The organism is Amycolatopsis umgeniensis, assembly GCF_014205155.1.
In the GTDB taxonomy this organism is placed as follows: domain Bacteria; phylum Actinomycetota; class Actinomycetes; order Mycobacteriales; family Pseudonocardiaceae; genus Amycolatopsis; species Amycolatopsis umgeniensis.
Genome location: NZ_JACHMX010000001.1, coordinates 7,073,071 through 7,099,427 on the forward strand (window position 1 = coordinate 7,073,071; position 26,357 = coordinate 7,099,427).

The 26,357-nt window shown below is 69.7% G+C and carries 26 protein-coding genes and 1 pseudogene; 13 read left to right on the forward strand and 14 right to left on the reverse strand.

Going from position 1 to position 26,357, the window contains the following annotated elements:
- Positions 1-74 precede the first annotated feature (74 nt).
- The 3 genes from dprE2 to HDA45_RS32940 all read left to right on the forward strand — a co-directional run bounded on the left by dprE2 (position 75) and on the right by HDA45_RS32940 (position 3,715).
- The gene (dprE2, locus tag HDA45_RS32930) at positions 75-818 is read left to right on the forward strand and encodes a decaprenylphospho-beta-D-erythro-pentofuranosid-2-ulose 2-reductase (protein ID WP_184901936.1); all 744 of its coding nucleotides are present in this window, start codon (positions 75-77) and stop codon (positions 816-818) included.
- A 174-nt stretch (positions 819-992) separates the two neighbouring features.
- Positions 993-2,192 (forward strand): LCP family glycopolymer transferase, encoded by a 1,200-nt coding sequence (locus HDA45_RS32935; RefSeq protein WP_184901937.1) that lies wholly within the window; start codon positions 993-995, stop codon positions 2,190-2,192.
- Between the two features lie 194 nt (positions 2,193-2,386).
- Positions 2,387-3,715 (forward strand): neutral zinc metallopeptidase, encoded by a 1,329-nt coding sequence (locus HDA45_RS32940; RefSeq protein ID WP_343072214.1) that lies wholly within the window; start codon positions 2,387-2,389, stop codon positions 3,713-3,715.
- Positions 3,716-3,780: 65 nt separating this feature from the next.
- Here the strand turns inward: HDA45_RS32940 and HDA45_RS32945 are convergent, their stop codons facing one another.
- The 10 genes from HDA45_RS32945 to HDA45_RS32990 form a co-directional block, all read right to left on the reverse strand.
- The gene (locus HDA45_RS32945; RefSeq protein ID WP_184901939.1) at positions 3,781-4,962 is read right to left on the reverse strand and encodes an acyl-CoA dehydrogenase family protein; all 1,182 of its coding nucleotides are present in this window, start codon (positions 4,960-4,962) and stop codon (positions 3,781-3,783) included.
- Between the two features lies 1 nt (position 4,963).
- A complete protein-coding gene (locus HDA45_RS32950; RefSeq protein ID WP_184901940.1) occupies positions 4,964-5,893 on the reverse strand; it encodes a 3-hydroxyacyl-CoA dehydrogenase NAD-binding domain-containing protein in 930 nt (309 codons plus the stop codon).
- Positions 5,890-6,636: an acetoacetate decarboxylase gene (locus HDA45_RS32955; RefSeq protein WP_184901941.1), complete on the reverse strand. Its 747-nt coding sequence runs from the start codon at positions 6,634-6,636 to the stop codon at positions 5,890-5,892. Before HDA45_RS32955 ends, HDA45_RS32950 begins: the two co-directional genes overlap by 4 nt.
- Before the next feature lies 1 nt (position 6,637).
- Positions 6,638-7,405, reverse strand: coding sequence for a crotonase/enoyl-CoA hydratase family protein (locus HDA45_RS32960; protein WP_184901943.1), 768 nt, complete (start codon positions 7,403-7,405; stop codon positions 6,638-6,640).
- 10 nt (positions 7,406-7,415) lie between these two features.
- On the reverse strand, positions 7,416-8,573 hold the full coding sequence (locus HDA45_RS32965; protein ID WP_184901945.1) for a CaiB/BaiF CoA transferase family protein: 1,158 nt from the start codon (positions 8,571-8,573) through the stop codon (positions 7,416-7,418).
- A 389-nt stretch (positions 8,574-8,962) separates the two neighbouring features.
- Positions 8,963-9,871 carry a LysR family transcriptional regulator gene (locus HDA45_RS32970; RefSeq protein WP_184901947.1) on the reverse strand — a complete coding sequence of 303 codons (909 nt, stop codon included), beginning with the start codon at positions 9,869-9,871 and terminating at the stop codon, positions 8,963-8,965.
- Between the two features lie 4 nt (positions 9,872-9,875).
- Positions 9,876-11,225 (reverse strand): HAMP domain-containing sensor histidine kinase, encoded by a 1,350-nt coding sequence (locus HDA45_RS32975; protein WP_184901949.1) that lies wholly within the window; start codon positions 11,223-11,225, stop codon positions 9,876-9,878.
- The gene (locus HDA45_RS32980) at positions 11,222-11,911 is read right to left on the reverse strand and encodes a response regulator (protein WP_184901950.1); all 690 of its coding nucleotides are present in this window, start codon (positions 11,909-11,911) and stop codon (positions 11,222-11,224) included. Before HDA45_RS32980 ends, HDA45_RS32975 begins: the two co-directional genes overlap by 4 nt.
- Positions 11,912-11,923: 12 nt before the next feature.
- Complete coding sequence (locus tag HDA45_RS32985) at positions 11,924-12,088, reverse strand: hypothetical protein (RefSeq protein ID WP_184901952.1); 165 nt, start codon at positions 12,086-12,088, stop codon at positions 11,924-11,926.
- A complete protein-coding gene (locus tag HDA45_RS32990) occupies positions 12,085-12,456 on the reverse strand; it encodes a hypothetical protein (RefSeq protein WP_184901954.1) in 372 nt (123 codons plus the stop codon). The genes HDA45_RS32985 and HDA45_RS32990 overlap by 4 nt, the downstream gene beginning before the upstream one ends.
- Positions 12,457-12,529: 73 nt before the next feature.
- On the opposite strand from HDA45_RS32990, the gene HDA45_RS32995 reads away from it, so the two are divergent.
- The 3 genes from HDA45_RS32995 (at position 12,530) to HDA45_RS33005 (ending at position 15,501) form a co-directional block, all read left to right on the forward strand.
- On the forward strand, positions 12,530-14,317 hold the full coding sequence (locus HDA45_RS32995; protein ID WP_184901956.1) for a CocE/NonD family hydrolase: 1,788 nt from the start codon (positions 12,530-12,532) through the stop codon (positions 14,315-14,317).
- A 204-nt stretch (positions 14,318-14,521) separates the two neighbouring features.
- Entirely contained in the window at positions 14,522-15,103 is a 582-nt protein-coding gene (locus HDA45_RS33000) for a TetR family transcriptional regulator (protein WP_184906311.1), read from the forward strand.
- Positions 15,104-15,138: 35 nt separating this feature from the next.
- On the forward strand, positions 15,139-15,501 hold the full coding sequence (locus HDA45_RS33005; protein ID WP_184901958.1) for a winged helix-turn-helix transcriptional regulator: 363 nt from the start codon (positions 15,139-15,141) through the stop codon (positions 15,499-15,501).
- Here HDA45_RS33005 and HDA45_RS33010 read toward each other — a convergent pair.
- Both HDA45_RS33010 and HDA45_RS33015 read right to left on the reverse strand, forming a co-directional pair.
- Positions 15,491-16,108: a response regulator gene (locus HDA45_RS33010; protein WP_221472726.1), complete on the reverse strand. Its 618-nt coding sequence runs from the start codon at positions 16,106-16,108 to the stop codon at positions 15,491-15,493. The genes HDA45_RS33005 and HDA45_RS33010 overlap by 11 nt on opposite strands.
- 7 nt (positions 16,109-16,115) lie before the next feature.
- Positions 16,116-17,346 (reverse strand): annotated as a pseudogene (locus HDA45_RS33015) (sensor histidine kinase).
- Between the two features lie 114 nt (positions 17,347-17,460).
- On the opposite strand from HDA45_RS33015, the gene HDA45_RS33020 reads away from it, so the two are divergent.
- The gene (locus HDA45_RS33020; protein ID WP_184901962.1) at positions 17,461-18,915 is read left to right on the forward strand and encodes an ArnT family glycosyltransferase; all 1,455 of its coding nucleotides are present in this window, start codon (positions 17,461-17,463) and stop codon (positions 18,913-18,915) included.
- A gap of 2 nt (positions 18,916-18,917) precedes the next feature.
- Positions 18,918-19,562 carry a GOLPH3/VPS74 family protein gene (locus HDA45_RS33025; RefSeq protein WP_184901964.1) on the forward strand — a complete coding sequence of 215 codons (645 nt, stop codon included), beginning with the start codon at positions 18,918-18,920 and terminating at the stop codon, positions 19,560-19,562.
- Here the strand turns inward: HDA45_RS33025 and HDA45_RS33030 are convergent.
- Positions 19,545-20,156, reverse strand: a complete 612-nt coding sequence (locus HDA45_RS33030) for a TetR/AcrR family transcriptional regulator (RefSeq protein WP_378317009.1) — start codon at positions 20,154-20,156, stop codon at positions 19,545-19,547. The two genes, HDA45_RS33025 and HDA45_RS33030, sit on opposite strands and share 18 nt — an antisense overlap.
- A 64-nt stretch (positions 20,157-20,220) precedes the next feature.
- Here HDA45_RS33030 and HDA45_RS33035 point away from each other — a divergent pair, with 64 nt between their 5' ends.
- From HDA45_RS33035 to HDA45_RS33055, 5 genes are all read left to right on the forward strand, one after another.
- Positions 20,221-20,763, forward strand: coding sequence for a PH domain-containing protein (locus HDA45_RS33035; RefSeq protein ID WP_184901968.1), 543 nt, complete (start codon positions 20,221-20,223; stop codon positions 20,761-20,763).
- The gene (locus HDA45_RS33040) at positions 20,760-22,265 is read left to right on the forward strand and encodes a PH domain-containing protein (protein ID WP_184901970.1); all 1,506 of its coding nucleotides are present in this window, start codon (positions 20,760-20,762) and stop codon (positions 22,263-22,265) included. Before HDA45_RS33035 ends, HDA45_RS33040 begins: the two co-directional genes overlap by 4 nt.
- 476 nt (positions 22,266-22,741) lie before the next feature.
- Entirely contained in the window at positions 22,742-23,503 is a 762-nt protein-coding gene (locus HDA45_RS33045) for an isocitrate lyase/PEP mutase family protein (RefSeq protein ID WP_184901972.1), read from the forward strand.
- Between the two features lie 10 nt (positions 23,504-23,513).
- A complete protein-coding gene (locus HDA45_RS33050; RefSeq protein ID WP_184901974.1) occupies positions 23,514-24,533 on the forward strand; it encodes an aminotransferase class V-fold PLP-dependent enzyme in 1,020 nt (339 codons plus the stop codon).
- An 88-nt stretch (positions 24,534-24,621) separates the two neighbouring features.
- Entirely contained in the window at positions 24,622-25,242 is a 621-nt protein-coding gene (locus tag HDA45_RS33055; RefSeq protein ID WP_184901976.1) for a hypothetical protein, read from the forward strand.
- Between the two features lie 63 nt (positions 25,243-25,305).
- Here HDA45_RS33055 and HDA45_RS33060 read toward each other — a convergent pair whose 3' ends face one another.
- Entirely contained in the window at positions 25,306-26,244 is a 939-nt protein-coding gene (locus HDA45_RS33060; protein ID WP_184901978.1) for a DUF4439 domain-containing protein, read from the reverse strand.
- Positions 26,245-26,357: the final 113 nt, after the last annotated feature.

Consider the following 26,357-nt stretch of genomic DNA (forward strand, 5'->3'; position numbering starts at 1 on the left):
AGATACTGCAAAATTGCAGTTTGTGAACCGTGCCACTGGCGGACGGCCCCGCGCCGCCTGGCAGACTGCGGCGGGTGAGCGGAACGGTGCTGGTACTGGGCGGACGCAGCGAGATCGGCCTCGCGGTCGCGGAGCGGCTCGCCAAGGGCGGGGCGCGCGAGATCGTGCTGGCCGCGCGGCGGAGCGCGGACCTCGGCGCGGAATCCGAGCGGCTGCTGGCCGCGGGGGCGAAGACGGTCGCCGTCGCCGAGTTCGACGCCGACGACCTCGCCGGACACGGGCCGTTCCTGGAGAAGATCGTCGAGGAGCACGGTCCGCTGGACGTCGTCGTCACCGCTTTCGGGATCCTCGGCGACCAGGCGCGGGCCGAGACGGACGTCGAGCACGCCGTCGCGATCGTGCACACCGACTATGTGGCTCACGTGAGTGTGCTGACGCATGTGGCCAAAGTGCTTCGTGAGCAAGGAAGCGGAAGCCTCGTGGTGTTCTCGTCGGTCGCCGGGGTGCGGGTCCGGCGTGCGAACTACGTCTATGGATCGGCGAAGGCAGGCCTCGACGGTTTCGCGAGCGGTCTGGCCGACGCCCTGCACGGCACCGGCGTGCACCTCCTGCTCGTCCGGCCCGGGTTCGTGATCGGCCGGATGACCGAGGGCATGTCGCCCGCGCCGTTCTCGAGCACGCCCGATCAGGTCGCCGACGCGACTGTCGCCGCGCTCCGGAAACGCCGGGACACCGTGTGGGTGCCGGGACTGCTGAGGCTGGTGTTCGCGGTGATGCGCGTGGTGCCTCGCGCCGTCTGGCGCCGGATGCCTCGGTAGGGGAGCGCTGCGCGGTCGGTCCGGTACTCGGTGTCGCGACCGGTTGTCCGCTTGATCACTTTCGCTGGGCCGAACGGGCTTTAAGACCCGGTTATGACACGTTTCTCAGGTAATTCCCAGCTAACGCGGTGATCCTCGAATGCGGGGGATCATTCACGGAAGCGGGGAGAAGTCGTGCTGCTCACGTCGCGAGGACGGCGGATCGGCGGCCGTGTCGCACTGGGCCTGGTGTCGACGGCCGTATTGGGGATCACGGGTTTCGCGTGGACCCAGTTGAGCCGTTTGGACGCGGGGATCGTCACGGCCGACGTGATCGCGCCTTCCGCCCAGGTGCCCGAAGGGCCGGCGGGTGAACCGCTGAAGGTGGCGCAGAACATCCTGCTCGTCGGCATCGACTCGCGGACCGATACCTACGGGAACCCGTTGCCGCAGAACGTCCTCGACGCGTTGCACGCCGGAGACGGCGACGCCGGCGGCGACACCACCGACACCATGATCGTGGTCCACATCCCGGCGGGCGGCGCCGCGGCGACAGCCGTCTCCATTCCGCGTGATTCCTATGTGGACATCGCGGGCGGGTTCGGCAAGCACAAGATCAACTCGGCGTACAGCCGTGGCAAGAACGCCGCGATGAGCTCGCTGCGCGCGCAGGGCCTGAGCGGTGCGCAGCTCGAGGTCAAGGCCAACGAGGCGGGCGCCAAACTGGCGATCCAGACGATCGAGCAGTTCACCGGGATCAGCATCAACCACTACGCCGCCGTCAACCTCGCCGGGTTCTCCGCGCTGAGTGAAGCCGTCGGCGGTGTCGAGGTCTGTCTCAAGGAACCGGTGCAGGACAAGTTCTCGGGGGCTTCGTTCCCGGCGGGCAAGCAGCTGCTCTCCGGCGCGCAGGCGCTCGCTTTCGTGCGACAGCGGCACGGACTGCCCAGCGACCTCGACCGGATCGCGCGGCAGCAGGCGTTCCTTTCCAGTATGGCCAAGACCGTCCTGGACGCCGGGACGTTCACCGACCCCACGAAGCTGAGCGCGCTGATCGGCGCCGTCCAGGGTTCGGTCGTGCTCGACCGCGGCTGGGACGTGCTGAGCTTCGCGCAGCAGCTGCGGGGGATGAGTTCGGGCGCGATCGAGTTCCAGACGATCCCGGTCCAGAGCCTTTCCTTGCCGACGCCGTCCGACGGCGACGCGGTGAAGGTCGATCCGGCCGAGGTGAAAGCGTTCGTGAAGGCCGCGCTGACGTCGGCGACCGTCGCGGCGGTGGGGGAGCCGACCGGCGGGATCGGGATCAAGCCGGTGGCGGCCACGTCCTCGGTCGCCGCTCCGCCTTCGTCGTCCTCGCCTGCCGCGCCGCCCGCGATGGCCGGCTGCGTCAACTAGGGCCTCGTCGCGCCGGCCACTCACGAACGCAAGATTCTTTTGAACCACACCGCGCCGCCATCCGTGTCGATGCCGTAGGGGAGTTCCACACCGCTGGCAGAGACGGGAATGGTGTGATGAAGCGTCGGTCCGGCTGGGCGATCATGGCGAGCCTGTCACTGTTTCTCACCGGTTGTGCCGCGACCGTAGGGGGAGTGGCACAACCGGTGGACCCCACCCGGGTCGCCGGACTCGAGATCACCGACGGGCCCAGTGGGCTCAAGCCCGGCGTGCTCGACGCCGCTCTCCCCGTCGACGGCGGGGACGGCGGGGAGATCGACAAGGTCGCGGCCAACGCCGTCGCCGACGTCCAGCGGTACTGGCGCGAGCATCTGCCGGCGGTCTTCAGCCGCGACTTCCGGCCGCTGGCCAAGCTCGCGTCGTACGACTCGGCGGGGCGCGGCCGCGTGATCTGCGGGGCTTCGACGGCCGGGCTGGTGAACGCGTTCTACTGCGCGGGGGAGGACGTCGTCGCTTGGGATCGCGGGGAACTGCTGCCGATGCTGAACGATTCCATCGGCCCGGCGTCGGTCATGGCCGTACTCGCCCACGAGATCGGCCACGCCGTCCAGTTCCGGCTGGGCCTCCCGGCCGCGACGCCGTCGATCGTCAAGGAACAGCAGGCCGATTGCTACACCGGCGCGTATCTCCGCTGGGTCGCCGAGGGCAAGTCGCCGATGTTCCAGGTCTCCACCGGCCGCGGGCTCAACGAGGTGCTCACCGCGTTGTTCCAGATCCGCGACTCCGCCGGGGTCGCCTTCGACGACGACGGCGCGCACGGCAACGCCTTCGACCGGGTTTCCGCGTTCCAGTTCGGCTTCACCGACGGTCCCGCCCGCTGCGCGATGATCGACGAGCGGGAGGTCGAGGGCCGCAGCACACAAGGCGGGTTCGGCTCGGCCGCGGCGAACGAGCGGGCGGCGGCGGAGAACGTCCGCCTCGACGACCGCGAGGCGCTGGCCGACCTCACCACCAGCCTGCGGCAGGCCTTCCGGCTCGCGGCCACCCCGCCGACGCTCACCACCGGAGCGGCCTGCGGCGTGACGACAGAGGACGCGCTCGCGTCGTACTGCTCGGAGTCCAACCAGATCAACCTCGACCTCGACGGGCTCGTCCGCATCGGGACCCCGCCGCGCAGGGGGCGCCAAGGCGGCATCGGTGACTTCGCCGCGTTCGCCGAGGTCGCGTCGCGCTACACCCTCGCCGTCCAGCAGGAAGGCGGTTTCCGGCTCGACGGCCCGGTGGCCGCGCAGCGCACGGCGTGCCTCACCGGCTTCTGGGCATCGACCCTGGTGGACGGCGGGGCGCTGACGTTGTCACCGGGCGACCTCGACGAGGCCATCGCCGAGATGCTGACGCGCAACAGCCTGATCGCGGCGGACGTCCGCGGCAGGACGCTCCCGGCGGGTTTCGCCAGGGTCGCCGCCTTCCGTGACGGCTTCTCCTCCGGCAGCCAGGAAACCTGCGGCGAGAAGTACCGCTGAACGCGCGTGAAGGCCCCTTCCCTCAGGTCAGCCGAGGGAAGGGGCCTTCACGCGCGAAGCGAGGCTTACACGAAGGCGCTCTGACCCGTGATGGCCTTTCCGACGATCAGCGTGTTCATCTCGCGGGTGCCCTCGAACGAGTAGATCGCCTCGGCGTCGGTGAAGAACCGCATGATGTCGTTGTCCAGCACGATCCCGTTGCCGCCGAAGATCTCGCGGCCCCAGGCGACGACCTCGCGCATCCGTGAGGTCACGAACGCCTTGGCCAGCGACGAGTGCTCGTCCTTGAAGATCCCGGCGTCCTGCAGGCGGGCCAGCTGCACCAGCATGCCCCACGACGCGGTGATGTTGCCGAGGCTCTTCACCAGCATGTCCTGCACCATCTGGAACCGCGCGATCGGACGGCCGAACTGCTTGCGCTCCTTGGCGTAGTCGAGCGCGAGTTCGTAGGCGCCGATCATCACGCCGAGCCCCTGCCAGGCCACGCCACCGCGGGTCGCGCGCAGGATCTCGGCGACGTCGCGGAACGAGTCGATGCCCTGCAGCCGGTTGGCCTCCGGCACCCGGACGTCGGTCAGGGTGATCTCCGCGTTCTCCACGATCCGGAACGCGAACTTGTTCTCGATCTTGACCGGGACGAATCCGGGCGAATCCTTCTCGACCACGAAACCCTTGACGTTGTTGTCGTCCTCGTCGCGGGCCCACACGATGACCAGGTCGGCGAAGGTCGCGTTCCCGATCCACTTCTTGGCACCGTTGAGGATCCAGGTGTCGCCCTCGCGCCTGGCTGTCGTGCGCATGCCACCGGCGACGTCGGAACCGCCGAGCGGTTCGGTCATCGCGAACGCGCCGATCTTGTCCATCGCCGCCATCGACGGGAGCCAGCGGTCGCGCTGCTCCTGGTCGCCGCCCGAGTAGATGCTGTACATCGCGAGTCCGTTGTGGACACCGAAGAACGTGGCCACGGAAGGATCCGTGCGGGTCATCTCCATCGCCATCATGCCGCTGAGCAGGTGGCTCGTCGCCGGAAGGTGTTCGCCGTAGCCCTCGTAGGGCAGTCCGGCGAGGCCCTGCTCACGGAACTTGCCGACGAGCTCGTGCGGGAACTCGCCCTTCGCCCAGTATTCGTTCACGAGCGGCTTGACCTCGGTGCGCATGAAGTCGCGCGCCTTGAGCAGCAGCTTGCGCTCCTCCTCGGGCAGCAGGGCCTCGTAGTCGTAGAAGTCGGCGGTCAGTCGGTCTTCCATGTCAGTTCTCCTCCTTGGCGGCGGTGTCCAAAGCGGACAGCACCGCGAGCTGCTTGCGGTCGCGCGCCTCGGCGAGTTCCGAGTACGTGGAGGAGCCGTAAGCGGATTCCACGGCTTCGATGAGCCGTTCCTGTTCTTCCGGGTTCTGCGAGGGCTGGCCGAGACCGGCCCACATCTTCTTCATCGACTTGCCGATGTGCTCGGCCATGTGCCGGTAACCGCCGGGGCCACCACCCAGATGCGAGCCGAGGAACGGCCCGACGGTCGACCAGCGGATGCCGAGCGAGTTCGTCATCACGGCGTCCACTTCGGACGGTGAAACCACACCCTGCTCGACCAGGTAGATCGCCTCGCGGCTCAGCGCGTTCTGCAGCCGGTTGCCGACGAACCCGGGGATCTCCTTGCGTTCCACCACCGGGGTGCGGCCGACGAACCGGTAGAACTCGACGGCGCGCTCCACCGAGTCGGCGCCGGTGCGCTCACCGGGGACGACCTCGACCAGCGGGATCAGGTGCGGCGGGTTGAACGGGTGTCCGATGAGGACCCGGGACGCGTCGTCGAGGTCCTTCGCGAACGCTGTCGAGGGGATCGCCGAAGACGAGCTGAGCAGCAGCGCGTGCGACGGCGCCTCGCGGACCAGCGTCGCGAACAGATCCTGTTTGAACTCGACGCTCTCGGGCCCGTTCTCCTGCACGATGTCCGCGTGCCGGACGGCCTCGGCGACGTCAGCGGCGAGGTGGACGCGAGGGGCGAGGTCCGTGGCTTCCCGGCCGAGGTGCGGGGCGAAGTCCGCCAGTGCGCCGGAGACGGCGTCGGCGAGGTCCGGCCGCGGGTCCGAGACCCGGACGTCCATGCCGTGCGAGGCGAACAACGCCGTCCAGGACAGGCCGATCGTGCCCGCGCCGATCACCGCGGCGGTGCGAAAAGTCATGACCGCGCTCCCTTCAAGTAGTCGAAGACCGGCTTGACCGGGGCGAGCGTCAGGTCGGTGAGGATGTGGCTCGCGGAAACGACCTCCAGCACCGGGAGATCGGCCAGCGGGGCCAGGACGTGCTGGAACAGCTGCAGCCGCGCGGGCCCGGTCCACGCCTCCTTGACCACCACGTCGGTGATCTCGGTGCGGACCAGTTCGAAGACCCGGGGCGAACCGTCGTAGTCCGGGATGGTCTTGAGCATGAACGTCGGCACGGTGATCTGCTTCTCGGCCTCGGCCACGTCCAGCCGGTGGTGCTTGTAGCCCATGGTCGCGGTCGCGACACGCTGGCTGCCGTAGTCGAGTGTCCCGACGAGCGCGCCGTTCTCGGCGAACAGTTTCGGCGAGCCGATGGTCTTCGGGTACGCGCTGATCTCGCGGCCGGACGCGGTTGCCGGGAAGTTGTCGAGGTACATCGCGTGCAGGTACTCACCGCGTTCGCCCTCGAAGCTGACCGGGATCGCCTGACCGGACTCGGTGTAGGGCCCGTAGCCGCTGACGTCGCCCATCTTCATCACCTCGAACCGCACCAGCGGCTCGTCGATTTCCAGGGGCTCCGGGACGACGGCGCGCAGGGCGTCGGCGTCGGTGCGGTAGACGATGTTGAGGTATTCGCGGTTCGTGAACCGGGGCACCACCGGCGCGTAGGCAGGGTTCGTGAGCGGGGTGGTCACGTGCTGGAGGACTTCTTGCTGCTTCATCTCACTCACCTGTCCACTGTGGAGCGCGGCGCTCGGCGAAGGCCTGCATGCCTTCGCGGACGTCGGCCGACTTCATCAGCGACGGCATCTCCGAACGCTGGGAGGCAAACGCTTGCGCGTCCGGAACGCCGTCGGCGGCGCGGACGATCTTCTTGACCAGGGCCAGCGCCAGGGGAGCGTTGGCGGCGATCTGCTCGGCGAGTTGCAACGCGACGGCGGCGGCCTCGCCGCTCGGGACGACCCGGTTCGCCAGGCCGAGGCGTCCGGCGCGCTCGGCGCTGATCGGTTCGCCGGTGAGCAGGAACTCCATCGCCAGGTGGTGCGGGATCCGCTTCGGCAGCCGGATCACGCCGCCGCCGGCCGCGATCAGCCCGCGCTTCACCTCGGGCAAGCCGAACTTCGCGTCTTCGGCGGCGACGATCAGGTCGCAGCCCAGCGCCAGTTCGAATCCGCCGCCCATGGCCCAGCCTTCGACGGCCGCGATCAGCGGCTTCGCAAGCTCGGCCTCGGTCAACCCGCCGAACCCGCGCCCGGGGATCTCGGGCGACTCGCCCTTCAGCGCCGCCTTGAGGTCCATACCGGCGCTGAACGAGCCGTCCGCGCCGGTCAGGACCCCGGCCCGCAGCGCGGGATCGGTTTCCAGGAGGTCGAGTGCTCCGGCTAGGCCTGCCGCGACGGCGGCGTTCACCGCGTTGCGCGCCTGCGGCCGGTCGATCGTGATCAGCAGGGTGCTGCCGACCCGTTCTGTCCTTACTTCTGTGCTGCTCATGGTTCTTTCCTCAGCGAGTGGTGGCGAGTTCGCGCAGGACGTCTTCCGTGTCCTGACCAGGCAGGGGAGCCAGGCGCCGCACGGAACCGGGGGTCGCGGAGAACTTCACCGGAATGCCGATGGTGCGGATCGAGCCCTCGCTCGGGTGCTCGACGACGTCGAGCAGGTGGCCGTCGCGGACGTACTCGTCGTCCTGCGCGTTGTCCAGTTCCAGGACCGGGGCCATCGGGATGCTGTGCTTCGCGCACACCTCGGTCCACTCCGCGGTGGTCAGCGCCGGTGCGCACTTGGCGATCATCCCGGCCAGCGCCTCGTGGTCGGCGCCGTCGATCGCGTCGCCGTTGACGCGCGGGTCCTCGGCCAGTTCCGGCCGCCCGGCGGCGTGGAAGAAGTCGCGGAAGTTCTGCGGGTTGTAGGGGATCACGCAGGCCATGCCGTCCTTGGTGTGCACCGCCTGGTGGCCGGGGTTCATCGACGGGCCGAAGCCGGTCGGTCCTTCCGCGGGCTCGAAGACGTGCCCGGCGAGGTGCTCGACGAGGTTGAACGCGATCAGCGTGTCGGTCATCGGGATCTCGACCCGCTGGCCCTCGCCGGTCTTGTCGCGGTGCACCAGCGCCGCGAGCACGGTGTAGGCGATGGTAAGGGAGGAGACCTTGTCGCCGATGATCGTCGGCAGGTAGACCGGCTTGCCCAGCGCGCGGTTCGCGACGTCGACCAGCCCGGACGACGCCTGCACCGTCTCGTCGTAGGCGGCGTGGCCCGCGCGGTCGGAGTCGCCGCGGAAGCCCTGTGCGTGGGCGTAGACCAGGCCGGGGTTGCGCGCGGCGACGTCGGCGTAGTTCATGCCGAGCCTGCTCAGCGCGCCGGGGCGCATGTTGGTGATCAGCACGTCGGCGGTGTCGATGAGCTCGAGCGCCCGCTCGCGCTGCTCCTCGTCCTTGAGGTTGAGGGCGACGCTGCGCTTGTTGCGGTTCACGTTCAGGTTGAGCGGCGTCATCCCCGGCGTCGTGCGGAACTTGCCCACCCGGACGGTGTCCGCGGGGGACTCGATCTTGATCACGTCGGCGCCGAGGTCGCCGAGGATCTGCGCGGCGTACGGACCCATGACGACCGTCGAGAGGTCGATCACGCGAACGCCGTCCAGAGGTCCGGTGGCGGTCTGAGTCATTTTGCTTCCCTTCGCCGTTGTTCGCTCTACCTTCGAAGTTAGGCGCGAATAGCAATGAAGGGAATGATCAAGAAACGAAGAATGGTATGACCGCGGTGGTCATACCATTTATTTTGGGGCTGCTGAGGAAGTTGGTTCGGGTGTCGCGAAAGCCACTTTCGGGACGTCTGATGTCTCGAAAGTGGCTTTCGCGACATCGGGGTGGCGGTGGTGCGGGGTTGGTCGTGAAGGAGTCCTTCACGGACTTGCGTATCGCCACGCCGGCCCCACACGCACCAGCACCCACCGCTGCCCGACACGCGAAGCCACGCGCAGGCGTTGCGAAAGCCACTTTCGCAACCTTCACCGTTGCGAAAGTGGCGTTCACAACGTGTCCCCGGCCCGCCTGCTCAGGTCGAGAGCGGTTCGGCGAAGATCTCGCGGACCCCGGCGACGAGTTCGGCGAGGTCGCCGTCTTCGGCGCGGTCACGCCGCCAGAGCAAGGCCGTCTCCAGTTGGGGCTGGAAATCCGCGAACGGCAGGATGGTGGCGCCGTCGACGAGGAACAGATGCATCGGACTGGCCGGATCGAGCATCGTGATCGAAAACGACGACCCGTTCGCCACCAGTTCGGAAATGCCCGAATATTCGGTTCCGCCGACTTTGAGCCTTTTCTTGATACCCGCGTTCGACAATTTCCTGTCCATGTCGTCCGAATAGGCGGGAATGCTTTCCGAGGCGGACGGGATGTAGGACAGATCACTCAATTCGGCGATGTCCACCGTTTCCCGTCCGGTGAACCGGCCGGCGGGGACGACGGCGCCGAGCCGCTCGACCTGCACCGGGATGATCTCCAGCGCGGGATCGGTGACCGGCATCCGGACCAGCGACAACGCCAGTTTGCCCTCGTGGACCGCGGCGACCAGATCCGGCGTCGTGCCTGGCCAGCGTTTGAGTTCGAACCGGTCGTGACAGCGCTCTTCGAGCCGTTTGACCCGCTCGCGCAGGGCCGGGTGCACGCCGGCGGGCATCCCGATGAACACGGTGCTCCGGCGCGGCTTCACCGCCTCCTGCAGTCGCCACGGAATCGCGTTGACCTGGTCGAGGACGTCGCGCGCGATCGGCAGCAGCGCGGACCCGGCCGCGGTCAGCGTCACGTGGTGCGTGCTGCGGTCGAAAAGTCTGTGGCCGAGTTCGTGTTCGAGATCCTTGATGCGCTGGCTCAGCGGGGAGGCGGCCATATGCAGTTTGCGGGCCGCCTGGGAGAAATTCAGCTCCTCGGCGACGGCCACGAAGTACCGCAGGTGCAACATCTCCACGTGATCACCCTAACCGGAACGCGACGGTGAACGCGGCCCCGCCTTCCGGCGCCGGACCGGCGGTCAGCGTTCCGCCCATGCGGGTGACCAGGCCGTGTGCCAGCGCGAGCCCGATCCCCGAACCGACCGGACGGCTGTCGCGATACCGCTCGTTCAGCACCCCGCGCTCGAACGCGACCGGGTAGTCCTCCGGCGCGAGGCCGGGGCCGCCGTCGCGCACCGCCAGCCGGGCTTGCCCCTCGGCGGCCACCAGGGAGAACACGATCGGTGCGCCCGCCGGGGTCACGCGCAGGGCGTTCTCCGCCAGTCCGTCGACGACCTGGCGAAGTCGCCGCGGATCGGCGATGACCGGGACTTCGCCGGGCGGCCGCTCGACCAGCAGCGTGACGTTCTGTCGTGCGCACCGCAGCCGCCAGACGTCGGCGCATTCGTCGACCAGCGCGGCGAGGTCGAGGCGTGCCGGGTCGAGACGGAACTCGTCGGCGCCGAGTCTCGCCAGCTCCAACAGGTCGCTGACCAGGCGTTCCAGTCGTTGCGCCTCGCGGTGGATGGTCTGGCCTGCCCTGCGCGCGTCTTCGCCTTCGGCCACGCCGTCGCCGATCGCCTCGGCGAATCCGGTGACGGCGGTCAGTGGGGTCCGTAGCTCGTGAGACACCGAAAGCAGGAACTCGCGTTGCCGCGCCTCGCTGTACTGGAGCGCGTCGGCCAGTTCGTTGACCGACTTCGCGACGTCCGCGACCTCGGACGGCCCCTCGACCGGAACGCGCAGGTCACGGCGCCCGGAACGCATCCCGTTCGCCACTGACGCGGCCCGCCGCAGCGGACGGGACAGCATCCGGCTCAGCACCAGCCCCGCGATCGCGGCGACAGCCAGTCCGGCGCCGAGCGCGAGCACGGTGTTGCGCACCAGCATCCGCCCGCGCGCCTCACCGGTTTTCGTCGACTGGACGAGCGCGAAAGCGGCGCCTCGCGCGCCGACGGTGCGCACCTCGACGAGGTACTGCTGGCCCTCGACGAGCACCGTGCCCGAGCGGGTGAAGCCCGCTTTGGTGGCGGCGATCGCCGCGACGGTCCCGTCGCCGTCGAGTGTCCCGTTCGGACGCCGGACGACGACGTCGATCCCTTGCCCGCGAACGACTTCCGCGACCTTGCTCACGCCGAGCCGGTTGCCGATCCCGGTCTCGTCGAGCTGGCTCGCGACCACGTCGGCCTGCGCCGAGAGCGACTGCCGGAGCACGTCGGTGCCGGTGGTGCGGATGAGCCGCGCCGCGACCAGCCCGGCGACCACCACCGCGACCGCGGCGATCGCGAGGCACACCACGGTGATCCGCAGCGCGAGCGACGTCCGCTTCATCCGGCGTCCGCCGCGTAGCCGATGCCGCGGACCGTCCTGATCGGACTGTGGTCACCCAGTTTTCCCCGCAGCTGGGCGATATGGACATCGACGGTCCGCGTACCCGCGGACGCGGCGTAACCCCAGACGGAGCTGAGCAACTGCTCACGGCTGAACACCTGACCGGGGCGTTTCACCAGATGGGTGAGCAGTTCGAACTCGGTCGACGTCAGCGCGATCTCGGTTTCGGCGGCCCAGACGCGGCGCTGGGTGACATCGACGCGTACGCCGCCCGCCGTGTAGGTCTCGGCGGGCGGCGCGGATCCGGCGGCGCGGCGCAGCACCGTCCGGACCCTGGCCGAGAGTTCACGCGGGCTGAACGGTTTCGTCAGGTAGTCGTCCGCGCCGATCTCCAGTCCCAGCAAGCGGTCCAGCTCGTCGTCGCGGGCAGTCACGAACAGCACCGGCGTCCAGTCGCCGCCCGCGCGCAGCGTCCGGCAGATCTCGATACCGTCCATTCCGGACAGTCCGATGTCGAGCACGATCGCGACCGGGCGCAGCCTCCGGATCGTGGCGAGCGCCGCGCCGCCGTCCGGCTCGACCCGCACGCCGAACCCGTCCCGCTTCAAGTACAGCGAGGCGAGTTCGGCGATCGCGGGGTCGTCCTCGACGACGAGTACCAGCCCGCGTCCCGGTTGTGTCGTCACCGGCAGATCCTGTCACGGGGCCGGGTCGCCGGCCATGTCCTGCTCGATCGAGTCGAGGGTGCGCTGGACGTCGCTCAGTTCGCCCGGCGCCGGGCTCGAGGTCGGCTTCTCGTCGGTGCACGCGGCCGTGCCCAGCAGCGCGAGCGCGGTCAGTGTCGCGGCCAAGAGGCGTTTCACTTGCCCGCCTTGCAGTGCGCGCCCGCGAACGCGTCGAGCTTCTGCTTCGCCGCGGTGAGCTCGGGGAGCCGCCCGCTGCGCTTGTCGGCGCGCTTCTGGAGCCTGTCGGCGGTGTCGTTGTGGTTCTTCTTGCGCTGGTCTTCGGCCCTGGCCTTGAGGTTCGCGACGGAACCGCGGATCTCGGGGCCGCCGTTGATGCGGTCGGTGAGCTTCGTGGTGCGCTCGGTGAGCTTGGGCAGCCATTCGGCGCACAGCTGCTGGGATTCCTCGGGGCTGAGCGTGATCGGGGCCGTTTGGGCGGAGGCGGCCGGGGCGAGGGCGACGAGGCCGGCCGCGGTCAGGCAGGCGGCGATGGTGTGTTTCAGCATGCGAAGAGCGTCGCGTGGCCAGATGCGAGGAATGTGGGGGCGATGTTCGGGTTTTGTAAGCGATACTCGGACGATGGGGCTGAAGACACTGACCGTCACCGTGGTGGCGACACTGCTGCTCACCGCCGCACCGGCCATCGCGTCACCACCCGCGTTCGTCCTCCGTGACGGCGTCAGCGAGCCGGTGTTCTCCTACGACAAGGCCATCCGCGAGACGGCTTGGGTGGAAACCGGCCAGGACCTCGACCGCGACGGCCGGGTCGACAGGGTCGCCGCCGACATCATCCGGCCGTCGGAACCGGTCGGCCGTGTCCCGGTGATCATGGACGTCAGCCCGTACTTCGAGAAGATCGGGCGCGGGAACGAACGCCAGCCGAAGACGTATCTTCCCGACGGCACGCCGTCGCAGTTCCCGCTCTTCTACGACAACTACTTCGTCCCGCGCGGGTACGCGGTCGTGCTGGCCGACGTCGGGGGCACCAACCGCTCGTCCGGGTGTTTCGACGACGTCGCGTCCGGCAACGCCGTCGTGAACTGGCTCAACGGGCGCGCTCAGGCTTTCCGGACGCCGTTCGGGCCGGAGCGGGTCCGCGCGGGCTGGGCGAACGGGTCGGTCGGCGCGATCGGGAAGTCGCAGGACGGGGCGACCGCGATCGGGATGGCTGCGTCCGGGATCGACGGGTTGAAGACCATCGTGCCGATCGCCGGGGTCAGTTCCTACTACGAGGTCCACAACTCGGACGGCGCGTACTTCGGCTGGGCGGGCGGCCCGGGCCTCTACAACGAACGTGCCGAGAAGCTGTGCCAGCCGTTCGAAGCGGACAACGCGCGGCGCGCGGGAACGAACGGGAACTTCAACGAGTACTGGCGCGGGCTCGACTACGTCGCGAAGACCGGCAAAGTGCGCGCAAGCGTTTTCGCGTCGATGGGCTTCCACGATCTCAATGTCAACCCGATCCAGTTCGGCCCCTGGTGGGAGGCACTGAACGCGTACGGCGTGCCGCGCAAGGCGTGGCTGCACCAGGCGGCGCACGTCGACCCCTTCGACCTCGACCGGTCGAGGTTCGTGAAGACCTTGCACCGCTGGTTCGACCGGTGGCTGCTCGGTGTCCGCAACGGCGTCGAGACCGAACCGGCGATCCGGATCGAGCACACCCCGGACCGGTGGACCGACGAACGCCGCTGGCCGCCCGCCACGCACTCGCGCACCCTGTGGCCTTCCTCTGAGGGCGGACTGGGGAACCGTCCTGCCTCGGGTGCCGCTTCGCTGACCGATGACCCGGCGCGCGGCGCGTCCCAGTGGGTGGAGAACCCGTCGCAGACCAGCCCGGAACGCCTCGTCTTCGCAGGTGAACCGGTACGCGCGGACACCAGGATCGCCGGGACCGCCACGCTGACGGTGACCGCCCGCTCCGACAAGCCGAGCGCGCGGCTCGGCGCGGTGCTGGTCGACTACGGGCCCGCGAACGCACGGAACACGAAGTTCCCCGCGCTGGGCATCAAGAACCTGTCGACCCGTTCCTGCTGGGGCGCGGGCACGGCCGCCGACACCGGATGCTTCCTCGGCACCGTCGCGGATCTGACCACCGTGGACAAACGGATCCTGGCGACCGGCTGGGCCGACCTCGGCCACCACCGGTCGCTCTGGCGGGGCGAACCCCTGGAGCCCGGCAAGGCGTACACGATGACGTTCCGGCTGAGCAGTCTCGACCACGTCGTCCCGGCCGGGCACCGGCTGGCGCTCGTCCTCGGCGGGACCGACGCGGACATGTTCGACCCGGCGCTGCCCGCGCCGGGCGCCCGGGTGACTTTCGAGCTGGGCGGGACTTCGCTGTCGGTGCCGGTGGCGAGCCGCGATTAGTCCTCTGGATGCGGTCCGCGCGGCGCACCGGCGCGCGGTCGATTGTCTTGAAGGCCACCTTTGAGACGGTGATCGTCTCAAAGGTGGCCTTCAAGACACCGGTGCCTGCCCGCGAACCACCGCAACCAGTCCTCTGAACGCGGCGCACCATAAAGTAGGCGCATGGCAGCCCCACGACGCACGCAGGAGGAACGCAGCGCCGCGATGCGCGTCAGGCTGCTCGACGCCACGATCGACTGTCTCGTCGAGTACGGCTACGCGGGCACCACGACCACCCGCGTCGCGGATCGCGCCGGGGTGACGCGCGGCGCGCAGGTGCACCACTTCCCGACCAAGACCGACCTCGTCACCTCCGCGATCCGGCATCTCGCGGCCAGGCGCACCGAGGTCGCGATGGCGGAGATCGACCGGCTCAAGGCGTCGGCCGACCCGGTCGGGGACGCGTTGCAGCTGTTGTGGGAGATGCACCAGGGCCCGGTCTTCTCGGCGACCGTCGAGCTGTGGGTGGCGTCGCGGACCGATCCGGAGCTGCGCGCGCAGATGGCGGTGGTCGAGCCGATCGCGACGAGCAGCCTGGTCGAGTTCGGCAAGGCGCTGCTCCCGGACCATTCGGCGCATCCGGAGTTCCTGCACGCGGTGTACACGGCGATGGACGTCGTCCGCGGCATCCTCATCGCCAGCTGGGCGACCCGCGACCAGGCCGAACTGGACGCGCGCTGGGAGCGCGGCCGCCGTCACCTGATCCTGCTCTTCGGGGCGCTGATGCAGCCCGCTCCCTCTCGCTAGGCGTGTTACTCTCCCCGGGAGAGTGAGGAGGTCACGTGCTCGGAAACCCGTACGACCCCGACTGCCCCACCCGCGCCCTGCTCGACCGCATCGGCGACCAGTGGACCGTGCTGATCGTCGGCGTGCTCGGCGACGGCCCGCTCCGGTTCACCGAGATCGGCAAACGCGTGCGCGGTATCTCGCAGAAGGTCCTGACCCAGACACTCCGCAGCCTCGTCCGCGACGGCATCCTGACGCGGACGGCGTACCCGGAGATCCCGCCGCACGTCGAGTACGAGCTGACCGCGCTCGGCCACAACCTCGCCGAGCCGCTCGAGATGCTCGACAAGTGGGCTCGTGTGCACATGGGCGAGGTCCTCGACGCCCGCAAGAGCCACGACGGTCAGCTCACCGCTTGACCAAGCCGGCCTCGTGCGCCAGCAGACCCGCCTGGGTCCGGTTCGCGCAGTCCAGTTTGACCAGCATCCGCGAAACGTAGCTCTTGACCGTCGCCTCCGCGAGGTGCAGCCGCGCCGCGATGTCCGCATTGGACAGTCCTTCGCCGAGACAGGCCAGGACGTCCGTTTCCCGCTCTGTCAGGCCTTCGGTCTTCCGCCGCGCGTCATCGCCGCGACGCCGCCCGTCGGCCGACATCGCCACGAGCCGTTGCGCGGCTTCGGGAGAGAGCACGGTGTGCCCGTCGGCGGCGACCCGCACCAGGCCGATCAGATCCTCCGGAGGCGTGGACTTCACCAGGAATCCGGCCGCGCCCGCCCGCAGCGCACGGATGACGTAGGTGTCCGCGTCGAATGTCGTCAGCGCGACGACAGCGGGAGGATCCGGGAGTTTCGCGATCCGCTCGATGGCGGTCAGCCCGTCGACGCCGGGCATCCGCAGGTCCATCAGCACCACGCGCGGCCGGTGCCGGACCACGGCCTCGACGGCCTCCGCGCCGTCCTGCGCCTGTGCCACGACCTCGATGTCCTCCGCGGAACCGAGGATCGTCCGCAGATGCGCGCAGACCATCGGCTCGTCATCGACGACGACCACCCGGATCACGCATCTCCTTCCGTCGTCGGGACGTAGGCCGGAAGTATCGCATCGACGCGGTATCCGCCGCTCGCTCCCGGCCCGGCTTCGAACCGGCCGCCGATCAGCTCGACGCGTTGCCGCAGCCCGGCCAGTCCCGCGCCCGAACCACTGCCCGCCAGTGCCGGATCCGGTGCCGCGCCCGCCCGCGTGTTCTCCACCGTGACGTCCAGACCACCGGCGTGGTAGCGGAGTCCGACGGTCGCTGTCGAGCCCGGCGCGTGCTTGCGGATGTTCGTCAGCGCCTCCTGCACGACGCGATACGCGGTGCGGGCGACGGTCGGGGAGATCCGCCCGGGATCGCCGCGCACGGTCAGTTCGGTCGGGATGCCCACCGACGCCGATTCCGCGACCAGCGTCGCCGGATCGCCCGCCGTGCCGTCGGTGAGCGGGCGCGGCTCCGCGTCGGCGCCGTTGCGCAGCACCCCGACGAGATCGCGCAGTTCGTCCAGGGCGAGCGCGCCTTCGCGCCGGATGTCCTCGGCGGAGGTCCGCACCGCCTCGTCCGCCGAGACCACGCCGAGCGCGCCGGCGTGCAGCACCATCAGGCTCAGCCGGTGCGTGACGACGTCGTGCATCTCCTCGGCCAGCTTCCGCCGCTCTTCGGCCCGGGCGCGTTCGGCGAGCAGGTGCTGCTCGCGCTCGGCGCGTTCGGCACGGTCCCGCAGCGAGCGCAGCAACTGGCGGCGCGCCTCGAAGTACAGCGAAAGCGTGGTGGGCAGCGCCGTGCCCAGCAGGCCGAACGGAGTGGTGTTCCAGTGCGCGTCCCACGGCCGCGCCGCGCAGGCGACCAGGATCGCGGTCAGCCAGAGCAGGGTCCGGCGGTCGATCAGGCGGGCCAGCTGGCTCAGTACGACCGGGGTGATCGTCGGGACGGTCATCAGCGTCAGCTGCCGCTCCGGCACCAGCAGCCCGGGGGAGAAGAGGTCGGACGCGAGCATCAGCAGCCCGCCCACCGTGATCAGTCCCGCGACCAGCCTCGGGTACCGGAACAGCAGGATCAGCGAGAGATCGAGCAGCACCTGCAGGGTGACGCCCGCGGCGGGCCCCGCCCAGCCGGTGGTCGGTTCGCCGAAGACGTACAGCGTGATGTCCAGGCCCACGAACGCGAGCGAGGCCAGCGTGAGCCACACGGTGTCGACCGGACCTGGCCGGAACGGCCTGCTTTTCTCCACCGGGTCAAGGTAGCCAGCCGGACATCCCCTCGCCCGGGATCCGCAACTTTCGTCTATCCGGTGACCATCCTTACCCGGTTTCCCGGGCGGGCGGTCTGCTGTGGACTGGAGCTTATGAGCATCGCGACCCAGACAGTCCGAACAGGACAGGAGCAGACCTTCGCCCGCCTGCCGGTGTTCGTCGTCGCCGCACTGGCCGGAGCCGCGCTACTGGCCACCAGCGGCCGCTACGCGCACGGCTTCGACGAGCTGTACTTCCTGATGGCGGGCCGGGAACACCTGGCTTGGGGGTACTTCGACCAGCCGCCGCTGATCCCGGCGCTGGCCGGGGCGATGGACTCGCTGTTCCCCGGTTCGCTGGTGATGCTGCGTCTCCCGATGACGCTGGCCGCGGCCGCGGGAGTGGTCGTCACCGCGCTGATCGCCAGGGAACTGGGCGGCGGACGTGGCGCGCAGGTGCTCGCGGCCGGGCTCTACGCGACGTCCGGGGTGATCATCGTCAGCCATTGGATCGGCACCTACGTCTTCGATCCGTTCCTGTGGACGGTGATCGTCTGGCTGGTCGTCCGCTGGGTGCGCACCCGCCGCGACGGACTGCTGGTCTGGGCGGGTGTGGTCACCGCGATCTCCCTGCAGACGAAGTTCCTCGTCCCCGCTTTCTGGGCCCTCGCGCTGCTCGCCGCACTGGTGCTCGGGCCGAGAGAGCTCGTGCGACGGCCGAAACTGTGGCTGGGCGCGGGAATCGCCGTCGTCGCCACGATCCCGACGCTGCTCTGGCAGGCGTCGAACGGCTGGCCGTACCTGATCATGAACGACGTCGTCTCGGCGGAATTCCCCGGCACGTGGCCCTTCCTGCGCGACGGGTTCCTGACGGCGGGCGTCGGGGCGGGCGTGCTCGCGTTCGTCTACGGCCTCGTCCGGTTGATCTCTGCACGTGACCTTCGCGGCTATCGCTTCCTGGGGGTAGCGATAGTCGCGCTCATCGCCGCGTTCCTGCTGCTGCACGGGCGTTCTTACTACCTGATGAGCGTCTTCGCGCTGCCGTACGCCGCCGCGGCGACGGGGTTCGCGAAGCACGTTCCCCGCTGGCGGCTGATGGCCTGGCCCGTGATGGTGCTTTCGGCGGTGATCACTCTCGCCGGCCTGCCGATCTACCCGGCGACCATGACCCGGACGAGCTTCGGGCCGATCACGCTCGGCAGTTCCTTCGCTGGTGGCGAGCTGCCGCAACAGGAGCTGGTCAAGGCGGTCGGCGAGACCTACGCGGCCCTGCCGCCCGGGCAGCGGGCGCGCACCGCCGTCTACGCCGAGATCTACCCGTTCGCCGCCGCGGCCGAGTTCTACGGCGGGCGCTACGGCATCGACCACGTCTACAGTGGCCATCGCGGCTACTGGTACTTCGACCGGCCCCCGGAATCCGCGGACAGCGTGCTCTTCCTCGGGTTCGATCCGGGACTGCTCAAGCCGTACTTCGCCACGGTGACCCCGGTGGTGGAGGGACTGCTGTGGCGGTACGACGGAAGACAGGGTTCCTGGGACGAGATCTGGCCCAAGCTGGAAAGGCATTGACGATGACCGAACTCTCCTTACCCGCCAAGGCGTATCTGCTCGCCTGTGACGTCGGCAAGAACAAGCTGCGGGACAGGCGCCGCGCGGGCCTGCTGATCCGCGGCGCGGCGCTGACCGACCTCGTGCTGCGCGGCCGCGTCGCCGACGCGGACGGCCGGGTCGCGGTGTCGGGCGCCGGGCCGACCGGGGATCTCGTCCTCGACGAGTTGCTCACCGAGGTCGCGGGGGAGAGTCCCCGCAAGTGGAAGTGGTGGGTGCGCAAGGACGCGCGTGGCACCTTGGAGGCGCTGGAGTCCCAATTGGACACCGGCGGCGTGATCGAACTGGAGACCGGCCGGACGCTGGGGTTGTTCCCGTCGCGCCGTCCGATCGTGCGGGATCCCGCCGTCGTCGACAGGCTGCGGGCCCAGGTGGATCAGGCGTTGCGCGGGCCGTCGCCGGTGTCCGATGTGGATGCCGCGCTCACCTCACTGGTGGCCGCCGTCGAACTCCGTGACGTCATCCCCGGAAAGGTGAGGCGTCAGTACAAGAACCGGATCGAGGAGCTGGGCGAACGGGGCGGCGACGCGGTTCCCGCGCTGCGGAAGCTGTTCCGGGAGCTGCGCGCGGTGCGGGCGTCGGCCGCGTCCTCATCCGGCGGGAGCTGAGCCGAACAGCCGGTCGAGGTGGTAGTCCACAGTGGACATCGCCTCGTCCGGCGTCCGGTGCTTCATCACGATGTTGGTGCCCTGCGAATCCGCGAGTGCCCAGAGGATCGTCGATTCGTGCATCGCGTCGGCCGACTTGTCGACTTCGCCCGCGTCCTGGCCCTGGCGGATCAGCACGGCGAACAGTTCGAACAGCTGAGGCACGCCTTCGGTGAGCGCGGTCCCGAAGGAGGAGTCGGAAATCGACCGGATGAAGAACGCGACGCCCATCAGCCAGTCGCCGCGGCGGCGTTCGTCGAGCGGCAGGATCTCGGCGATGATCGCGCGCAGGATGGCCTTGGGCGTCGAGGGCACTTCGCCCGCGTCCAGCCGGGCTTTGAGGCGCTCCTCGTACATCTGCGAGCGGCGCTCGATGGCGAAGAGCAGCATCTCGTCCTTGGTCTTGAAATAGTGCTGCACCAGGCCCATCGACATGCCGGCTTCGGCGGCGACGTGGCGAAGGCTGACCCCTTCGAGGCCGCGCGTGGCCGTCAGCCGCCGGAGCGCCTCGGCGATCTCCACCCGCCGCGCGGCGTGATCCACCTGCTTCGGCACCTTCACCGTCCGTTTCGTCGTTTGCAATGCGATCGCATTGCCACTACGGTCCCAGGCTATTACGATGCGATCGCATTGTAAACGAACGTCGGGGGTGAAATCGGTGGAAGCCGATCGGGGGAAGGTACGGCTGAGGCCGCCGCGGAACGCGCTGGATCAGCGGGTCGTGGGCTGGTGGCGGCTGCAGGGAACGATCTTCTGGATCTCGCCGGTGCTGGTACTGGTGCTGCTCGGGCTGCTCATCGCGCCCGCGCGGTTCTGGCTGCTGATGCCGGCGGCGGTGTTCGCGGTGCTGGGCCTCGTCTGGGTGATCGCGATGCCGCTGTGGTGGTTCAAGGTGCATCGCTGGGAGGTCACGGAAACCGCGGTGTACGCGCGCTCCGGGTTCTTCTGGCAGGAGTGGCGGGTCGCGCCGATGTCGCGGATCCAGACCGTGGACACCCTGCGCGGACCGTTGCAGCAGGTGTTCAAGCTCGCGACCGTCACGGTCACCACGGCGTCGGCGCGGGGCGCGGTCAAGATCCGCGGGCTGGACCACGAACTGGCCGCGAGCCTGGCGGAACAGCTCACCGAAACGACTCAGGCGACGCCGGGGGACGCGACATGACCTCGGGGGAGTTCGAGGGCTGGAGCACGCTCGACAAACGGACGCTCGCCGTCACCGCGCTGACCATGGCGGGCGCGGCCGTCGGCGCCGGGATCCCCACCACGGTCGCGATCGTCGGCGGCGGCGGGAGTTTCTGGGTCACGCTCGCGTGGGTCGTGGCCGGTGGGGTGGTGCTCGTCGGCGGCGGCGTGCTGGCGGAACTGTTCTACTGGAAGGGCGTGCGCTACCGGGTCACGCCGGACCGGCTGGAGACGGCGTTCACGCTGGTCTTCCGGTCCCGGAAATCCCTGCAACGCGAACGGATCCGCAACGTCGACCTGACGGCCAACCCGCTGCACCGGCTGTTCGGTGTCGCGGTGGTGACCATCGGCACCGGATCGCACGAATCGGGCGGGCAGGGCCGGATCAAGCTCAACCCCGTTTCGCGAGCCGAGGCCGAGCGGCTGCGTGCGGATCTGTTGCGCCGCACGGAAATCGCGGAGACCGACGAGGACGCGCCGCTCGCCGAACTGGACCGGAACTGGATCCGCTACGCGCCGATGTCGTTCCTCAGCCCGGCGCTCGGCCTCGCCGCCGGTGGCGGGCTCATGCAGGTCTCCGAGTGGATGGGACTGCAGAAGGGCCTGATCGACTGGGTGATCGGCCTGTTCCGCGGGATCCCGCTGGTGGTGGCGATCCTCATCCTGCTGGCGATCGCGATGGCCGTCGGCGTGGTCGGCGCGCTGGGCCTGTGGGTCGAGATGTGGTGGAACTACCGGCTCGACCGCGAGGCGGGCGGCACGCTGCGAGTGCGCCGCGGACTGTTCACCACACGCTCGATCTCGATCGAGGAAGCCCGCCTGCGCGGTATCGACCTCGTCGAGCCGCTCGGGAACCGGATCTCCGGCGCGGCCCGCGTCGACGCGATCGCCACGGGCATGCGACAGAGCGACGAGCAGGACAAAACCGACTACCACACGCTCCTGCCCGCCGCGCCGATCGCGACGGCCAACCGGATCGCCGCCGAAGTCCTGCGCGAACCGATTTCACCGACCGAAGCCGTCCGGCTCACCGGGCATCCGCGCGCCGCGCGGGGGCGGCTGCTGCGCTGGTGGGTCGGTTCGGTGGTGGTACTGCTGGCGATCTTCGCGATCCTCGGCTTCCTGCTCACCGACGTCCTCCTGGTGATCGGCGCCTTGCTCGGGATCGTGCTGCTGCCGATCTCGGTGCTGCTGGCGCTGGACGCCTATCGCAACCTCGGGCACGGGATCACCGGGCGATACCTCGTCGGACGGCACGGGACCGTGCGGCGGAGCACTTTCGCCCTCGAGCGCGACGGCGTGATCGGCTGGACGGTCAAACAGTCGGTGTTCCAGCGGCGCAAGGGATTGCTGACGGTCACGGCGACCACGGCCGCCGGTTCCGGGGCGTACTCGGTGTACGACGCGGGGGAGGAGCAGGGCCTGCTGTTCGCCGAAGAGTCGGTGCCGGAGCTGCTGACGCCTTTCCTGGAACGAGCCTGACACCGCACTCGCGTGCTCAGACACCGCACTCATGTGCTCAGAGACGGAACTCGCGTGCTTGAACACGGAACTCGCGTGTGCGGCATCCGAGCACGCGAGTTCCGCCTCCAAGCACGTGAGTTCCGCCGCTGTGCACGCGAGTCACGTCGGCGGGCACTTGGCCCCGCAAGCGATGTCGCGAAAGCCACTTTCGGGACACCAGGCGTCCCGAAAGTGGCTTTCGCGACACCCAAGACCACTCACGGCCCGCTGGGCCGAGTCGGAGGTGTCGCGTGACTGGCCGGACGACTCGCGTGATCAGACGGACGACACTGGTGATCAGACGGACGACACGAGCGCGCCCGCGATCCGCCGAGAGTCGTCCGTCCAGACACGTGTGTCGTCCGTCTGATCACGCGAGTCGTCCCTCCAAGCACGCGAGTCATGGGCCCGACACTTCGGCCGCCGCCGAAACGTCCGCTGGCTACCGTCGTGACATGACCGCATTCGCCGCACTGCACGTCCCCGGTTCCCCGCTGCTCCTCCCGAACGTCTGGGAGTTCGGCACGGCCGCCTTCCTGGCCGCGCAAGGCTTCCCGGCGCTCGGCACCACCAGCCTCGGGGTCTCGGCCGCCGAGGGGGAGCCGGACGGCGCCCCGTCCTCGAAGGACGCCACCGTCCGGCTGGCCCGGCGGCTCGCCGGGTTGGACGCGCTCATCAGCGTCGACCTCGCCGACGGGTTCAGCGAAGACCCGGGCGAGGTCGGCGCGCTGGCGGCGGAACTCGCCGAGGCCGGTGTCGCGGGGATCAACCTCGAAGACGCCCTCGGCGATCCCGTGCGGCACGCGGCCAAGATCGCGGCCGCGAAGGAACGCGCTCCCGGCCTCTTCGTCAACGCGCGCACGGACACGCATTGGCTGGGGGAGCCCGACATCGAGGCCGCGATCGAACGCTCTCTGTCCTATGTGGACGCCGGGGCCGACGGGGTGTTCGTGCCGGGCCTCGCCGAACCGGCGGATGTCGAGCGGCTGGTGAAAGCCGTCGGCGTGCCGGTGAACCTGCTGTTCCTCCCCGGCAAGGTCACGGTCGACGGCCTGGCCGGGCTCGGCGTCGCGCGGATCAGCCTCGGCTCGCTGCCGTACCGGATGGCGCTGGCCGCCACGCTGCGCACGGTGGAGGCCATCCGTGACGGCGGCGAACTCCCGCTGGTCCCGCCGTCCTACGACGAAGTCGCGGCCCTGCTGCCGGAATCTCATTAGCCTCGGCAGCATGCAGACCTTCGGAGCCGAATTCGCCGTCCCGCCCGGTTATCTGAACACGCCCAGCATCGGCATCCCGCCGTCGCACGTGGCCGACGCGGTGGCGGAGGCCGTCGAGCGGTGGCGGCGCGGCGAGGCACGGCCGTCGGACTTCGACGAGCCCGTCGCGCGGACCCGGGCGGGGTTCGGCGCGCTGATCGGGGTCCCCGCGGAGCGGGTCGCGATCGGGGCGTCCGTCTCGCAGCTGATCGCGAACGTGGCGGCCGGGCTGCCCGACGGCGCCGGCGTGCTGGCCGCCGGGAACGACTTCACCAGCGTCACCTTCCCGTTCGCGGCCCAGGCGTACCGCGGGGTGAAGGTCACCGAAGTCCCGCTGGACGAGCTGACCGAGCGCGTCGAGGGGCACGATCTCGTCGCGGTCAGCGTCGTCCAGTCGGCGGACGGCGCCCAGATCGACCTCGACGCGCTCCGGGCCGCGGCCGAGGCGGCGGGCGCGGCGGTCCTGCTCGACGTCACCCAGGCCGCCGGCTGGCAGCCGCTCGACCTCGGCTGGGCCGACTGGGTGGTCGGCGCGAGCTACAAATGGCTGCTCGCGCCGCGAGGGGCGGCGTGGCTGGCCGTGCATCCGAGGGTGCTGGAGCGGGCGGTGCCGGTCGCCGCAAACTGGTACGCGGGGGAGGACCGCTGGCAGACCGTCTACGGCCTCCCGCTGAGGCTCGCGGAGGGCACCCGGTCGCTCGACCTGTCCCCGGCCTGGCTCTCGTTCGTCGGCGCCGCCGTCGCGCTGGACTACCTCGGGTCCTTGGATCTGGAAGCCGTCCGCGCGCACTGCGTTGGCCTCGCCGACTCACTCCTCGAAGCGCTTGGGTCACCCGGTCAGGGGAGTGCGATCGTCTCGCTCGACGCGGCCGCCCACCGGGTGAAGGAAGCGGGCATCGTGGCCGGTACCCGGGCCGGAAGGCAGCGATTCGGGTTCCATCTCTACAACACGGCTGACGACGTCGAACGGGTGATAAGCACGTTCAGGTGAACCGCCGGACCGGCGTGAACTACCGTATGTTCCCGTGGTTGGTGCGCAATTTACCCCGGGAGCGACGGAAACGGCCCGGCTTCAGCCGGTGCGACCGGCAGGGCCGGGCGGGCCGCCGCCCGCCCCGAAGCCGTCGAGGGACACCAAGGCCCTCGCGCTGAAAGGTGCCGGACTGGTCGCCATCGCGGTCGTCTCGGCCCTGCTCTGGTGGCTGATCCGGCACGAGCCCGAGGCGACCCCGGTCGCGGACGTGCCGTCGAAGAGCGGCCAGTTCCAGTACACGCTGATCGAGGGACCGCAGGTCACCTCCGACTGCGCGAGCAAGGCCTACGGCGACACCAAGCAGTTCTTCTCCGAGACGCCGTGCACACGCCTGTCGCGGGCGCTGTACACGACCGAAACCGCCGGGAAGAAGGCGCTGGTCTCGGTCGTCCTGGTCACCATGCCCGGCGAGGTCACCGCGACCCAGCTCAAGGCGCTCACCGACAAGGACGGCACGGGCAACGTGTCCGACCTGGTGCGCGACGGCACCTTCAAGGGTCAGGGTGCCCCGAAGATCTCCGGGCAGGACGCCGCCTACGACTCCCACGTCACCGGACCCGAGGTGGCCATCGTGCTGGCCGGTTTCTACGACAAGCAGACCGACAAGCCGGTGCTGGAGCGGATCGCGACCGACGCCCTGCGGCTTTCGGGTGATCTGCGCCGCTGAGTTTCCAGTACATGAAGGCCCCCTTCCTTGCGCCAGGCGCAAGGAAGGGGGCCTTCATGTACTTCAGACCGACTGGCCCGGCATGGCGATCGCGACCGGCTTCGCGCCGAACTCCGCCCGCCACGCCGTCCCCCGCCGCGCCGACCCGATGAGCGCGTTCAACGCCGTCGTCCGCAGGGCCGCGTCGTCGGTCCTGTCGATCACGCCGAGCCAAGCCGCCGTCACGTCGGACTCGGCCGTCGCCACCAGTTCCATCGCCGAGTTCGCCTCGGTCACCGGCTTCGGCGGCACGTACGCGGCCTCCGGTCCCGCGGGCGCCTGGCCCGCCGCGGAAAGCATCCGTTCGCAGACGTTCCGCCGCTTGACGTGCTCGGCCGTACCTCGCGCCACCGCGCCGCTGAAGGCGGCGGGCAGATAGGCGCTGACCAGCCCGTACACCCAGATCGCCGAGTGTTCGGTGGCCAACGCCTGCTGGACCGCCTCCGCCGCTTCCTGGTTCAGCGGGGCACCCGCGGGGACTTCGACCGCACCGGCGTCGTCGCCGCGGCCGAGCTTGTCCGAACTCTGCTGCAACGCCGCGCAGCCCGCCGCGATCGAAGCGACCATCCCGGCGCGGTAGCGGGGGAGCGAAGACACGAGGCCCTCAGCTTGTTTGCGGGCCTGTGCGAGCCGCTCCTTGAGCCCGTCCACCGACGACGGCGGGGTTTCCGCCGGGCCTGACTGCTCCGGCTTGGGGCGGTTGAGCCGGTCCACCTCGGTCTTGAGCGCCGCCGCGTGCGCTGCCCGCGCTGTCGCGACAGCCTCGCCCTCGGCGCCTGTCACCGCCTTCGCGCCCGCCGCGTCGGTCTCCGCCGCGCGCAGCAGCGGGCCCAGCGGGTCGGGGGTTTCGTCGAACCCGGGGGAGCAGGCAGCCGCGAGCGGCACGGCCACCGCGGCCAGCGCTCCCCACCGCAGGAAAGCGCGACGGCTCGGCCAGGTGGGCTCTGTCGATCTTCCGGTCACGCCGCCCCATCCTGCCAGTACCCCGTGCGGGGCCGCCGCTCGCGCGTCACGCGGGGGTCACCAGATAAGCTGGTCCACTACCGAACCCGGATCCACACCGCCGGGTCGCCCAC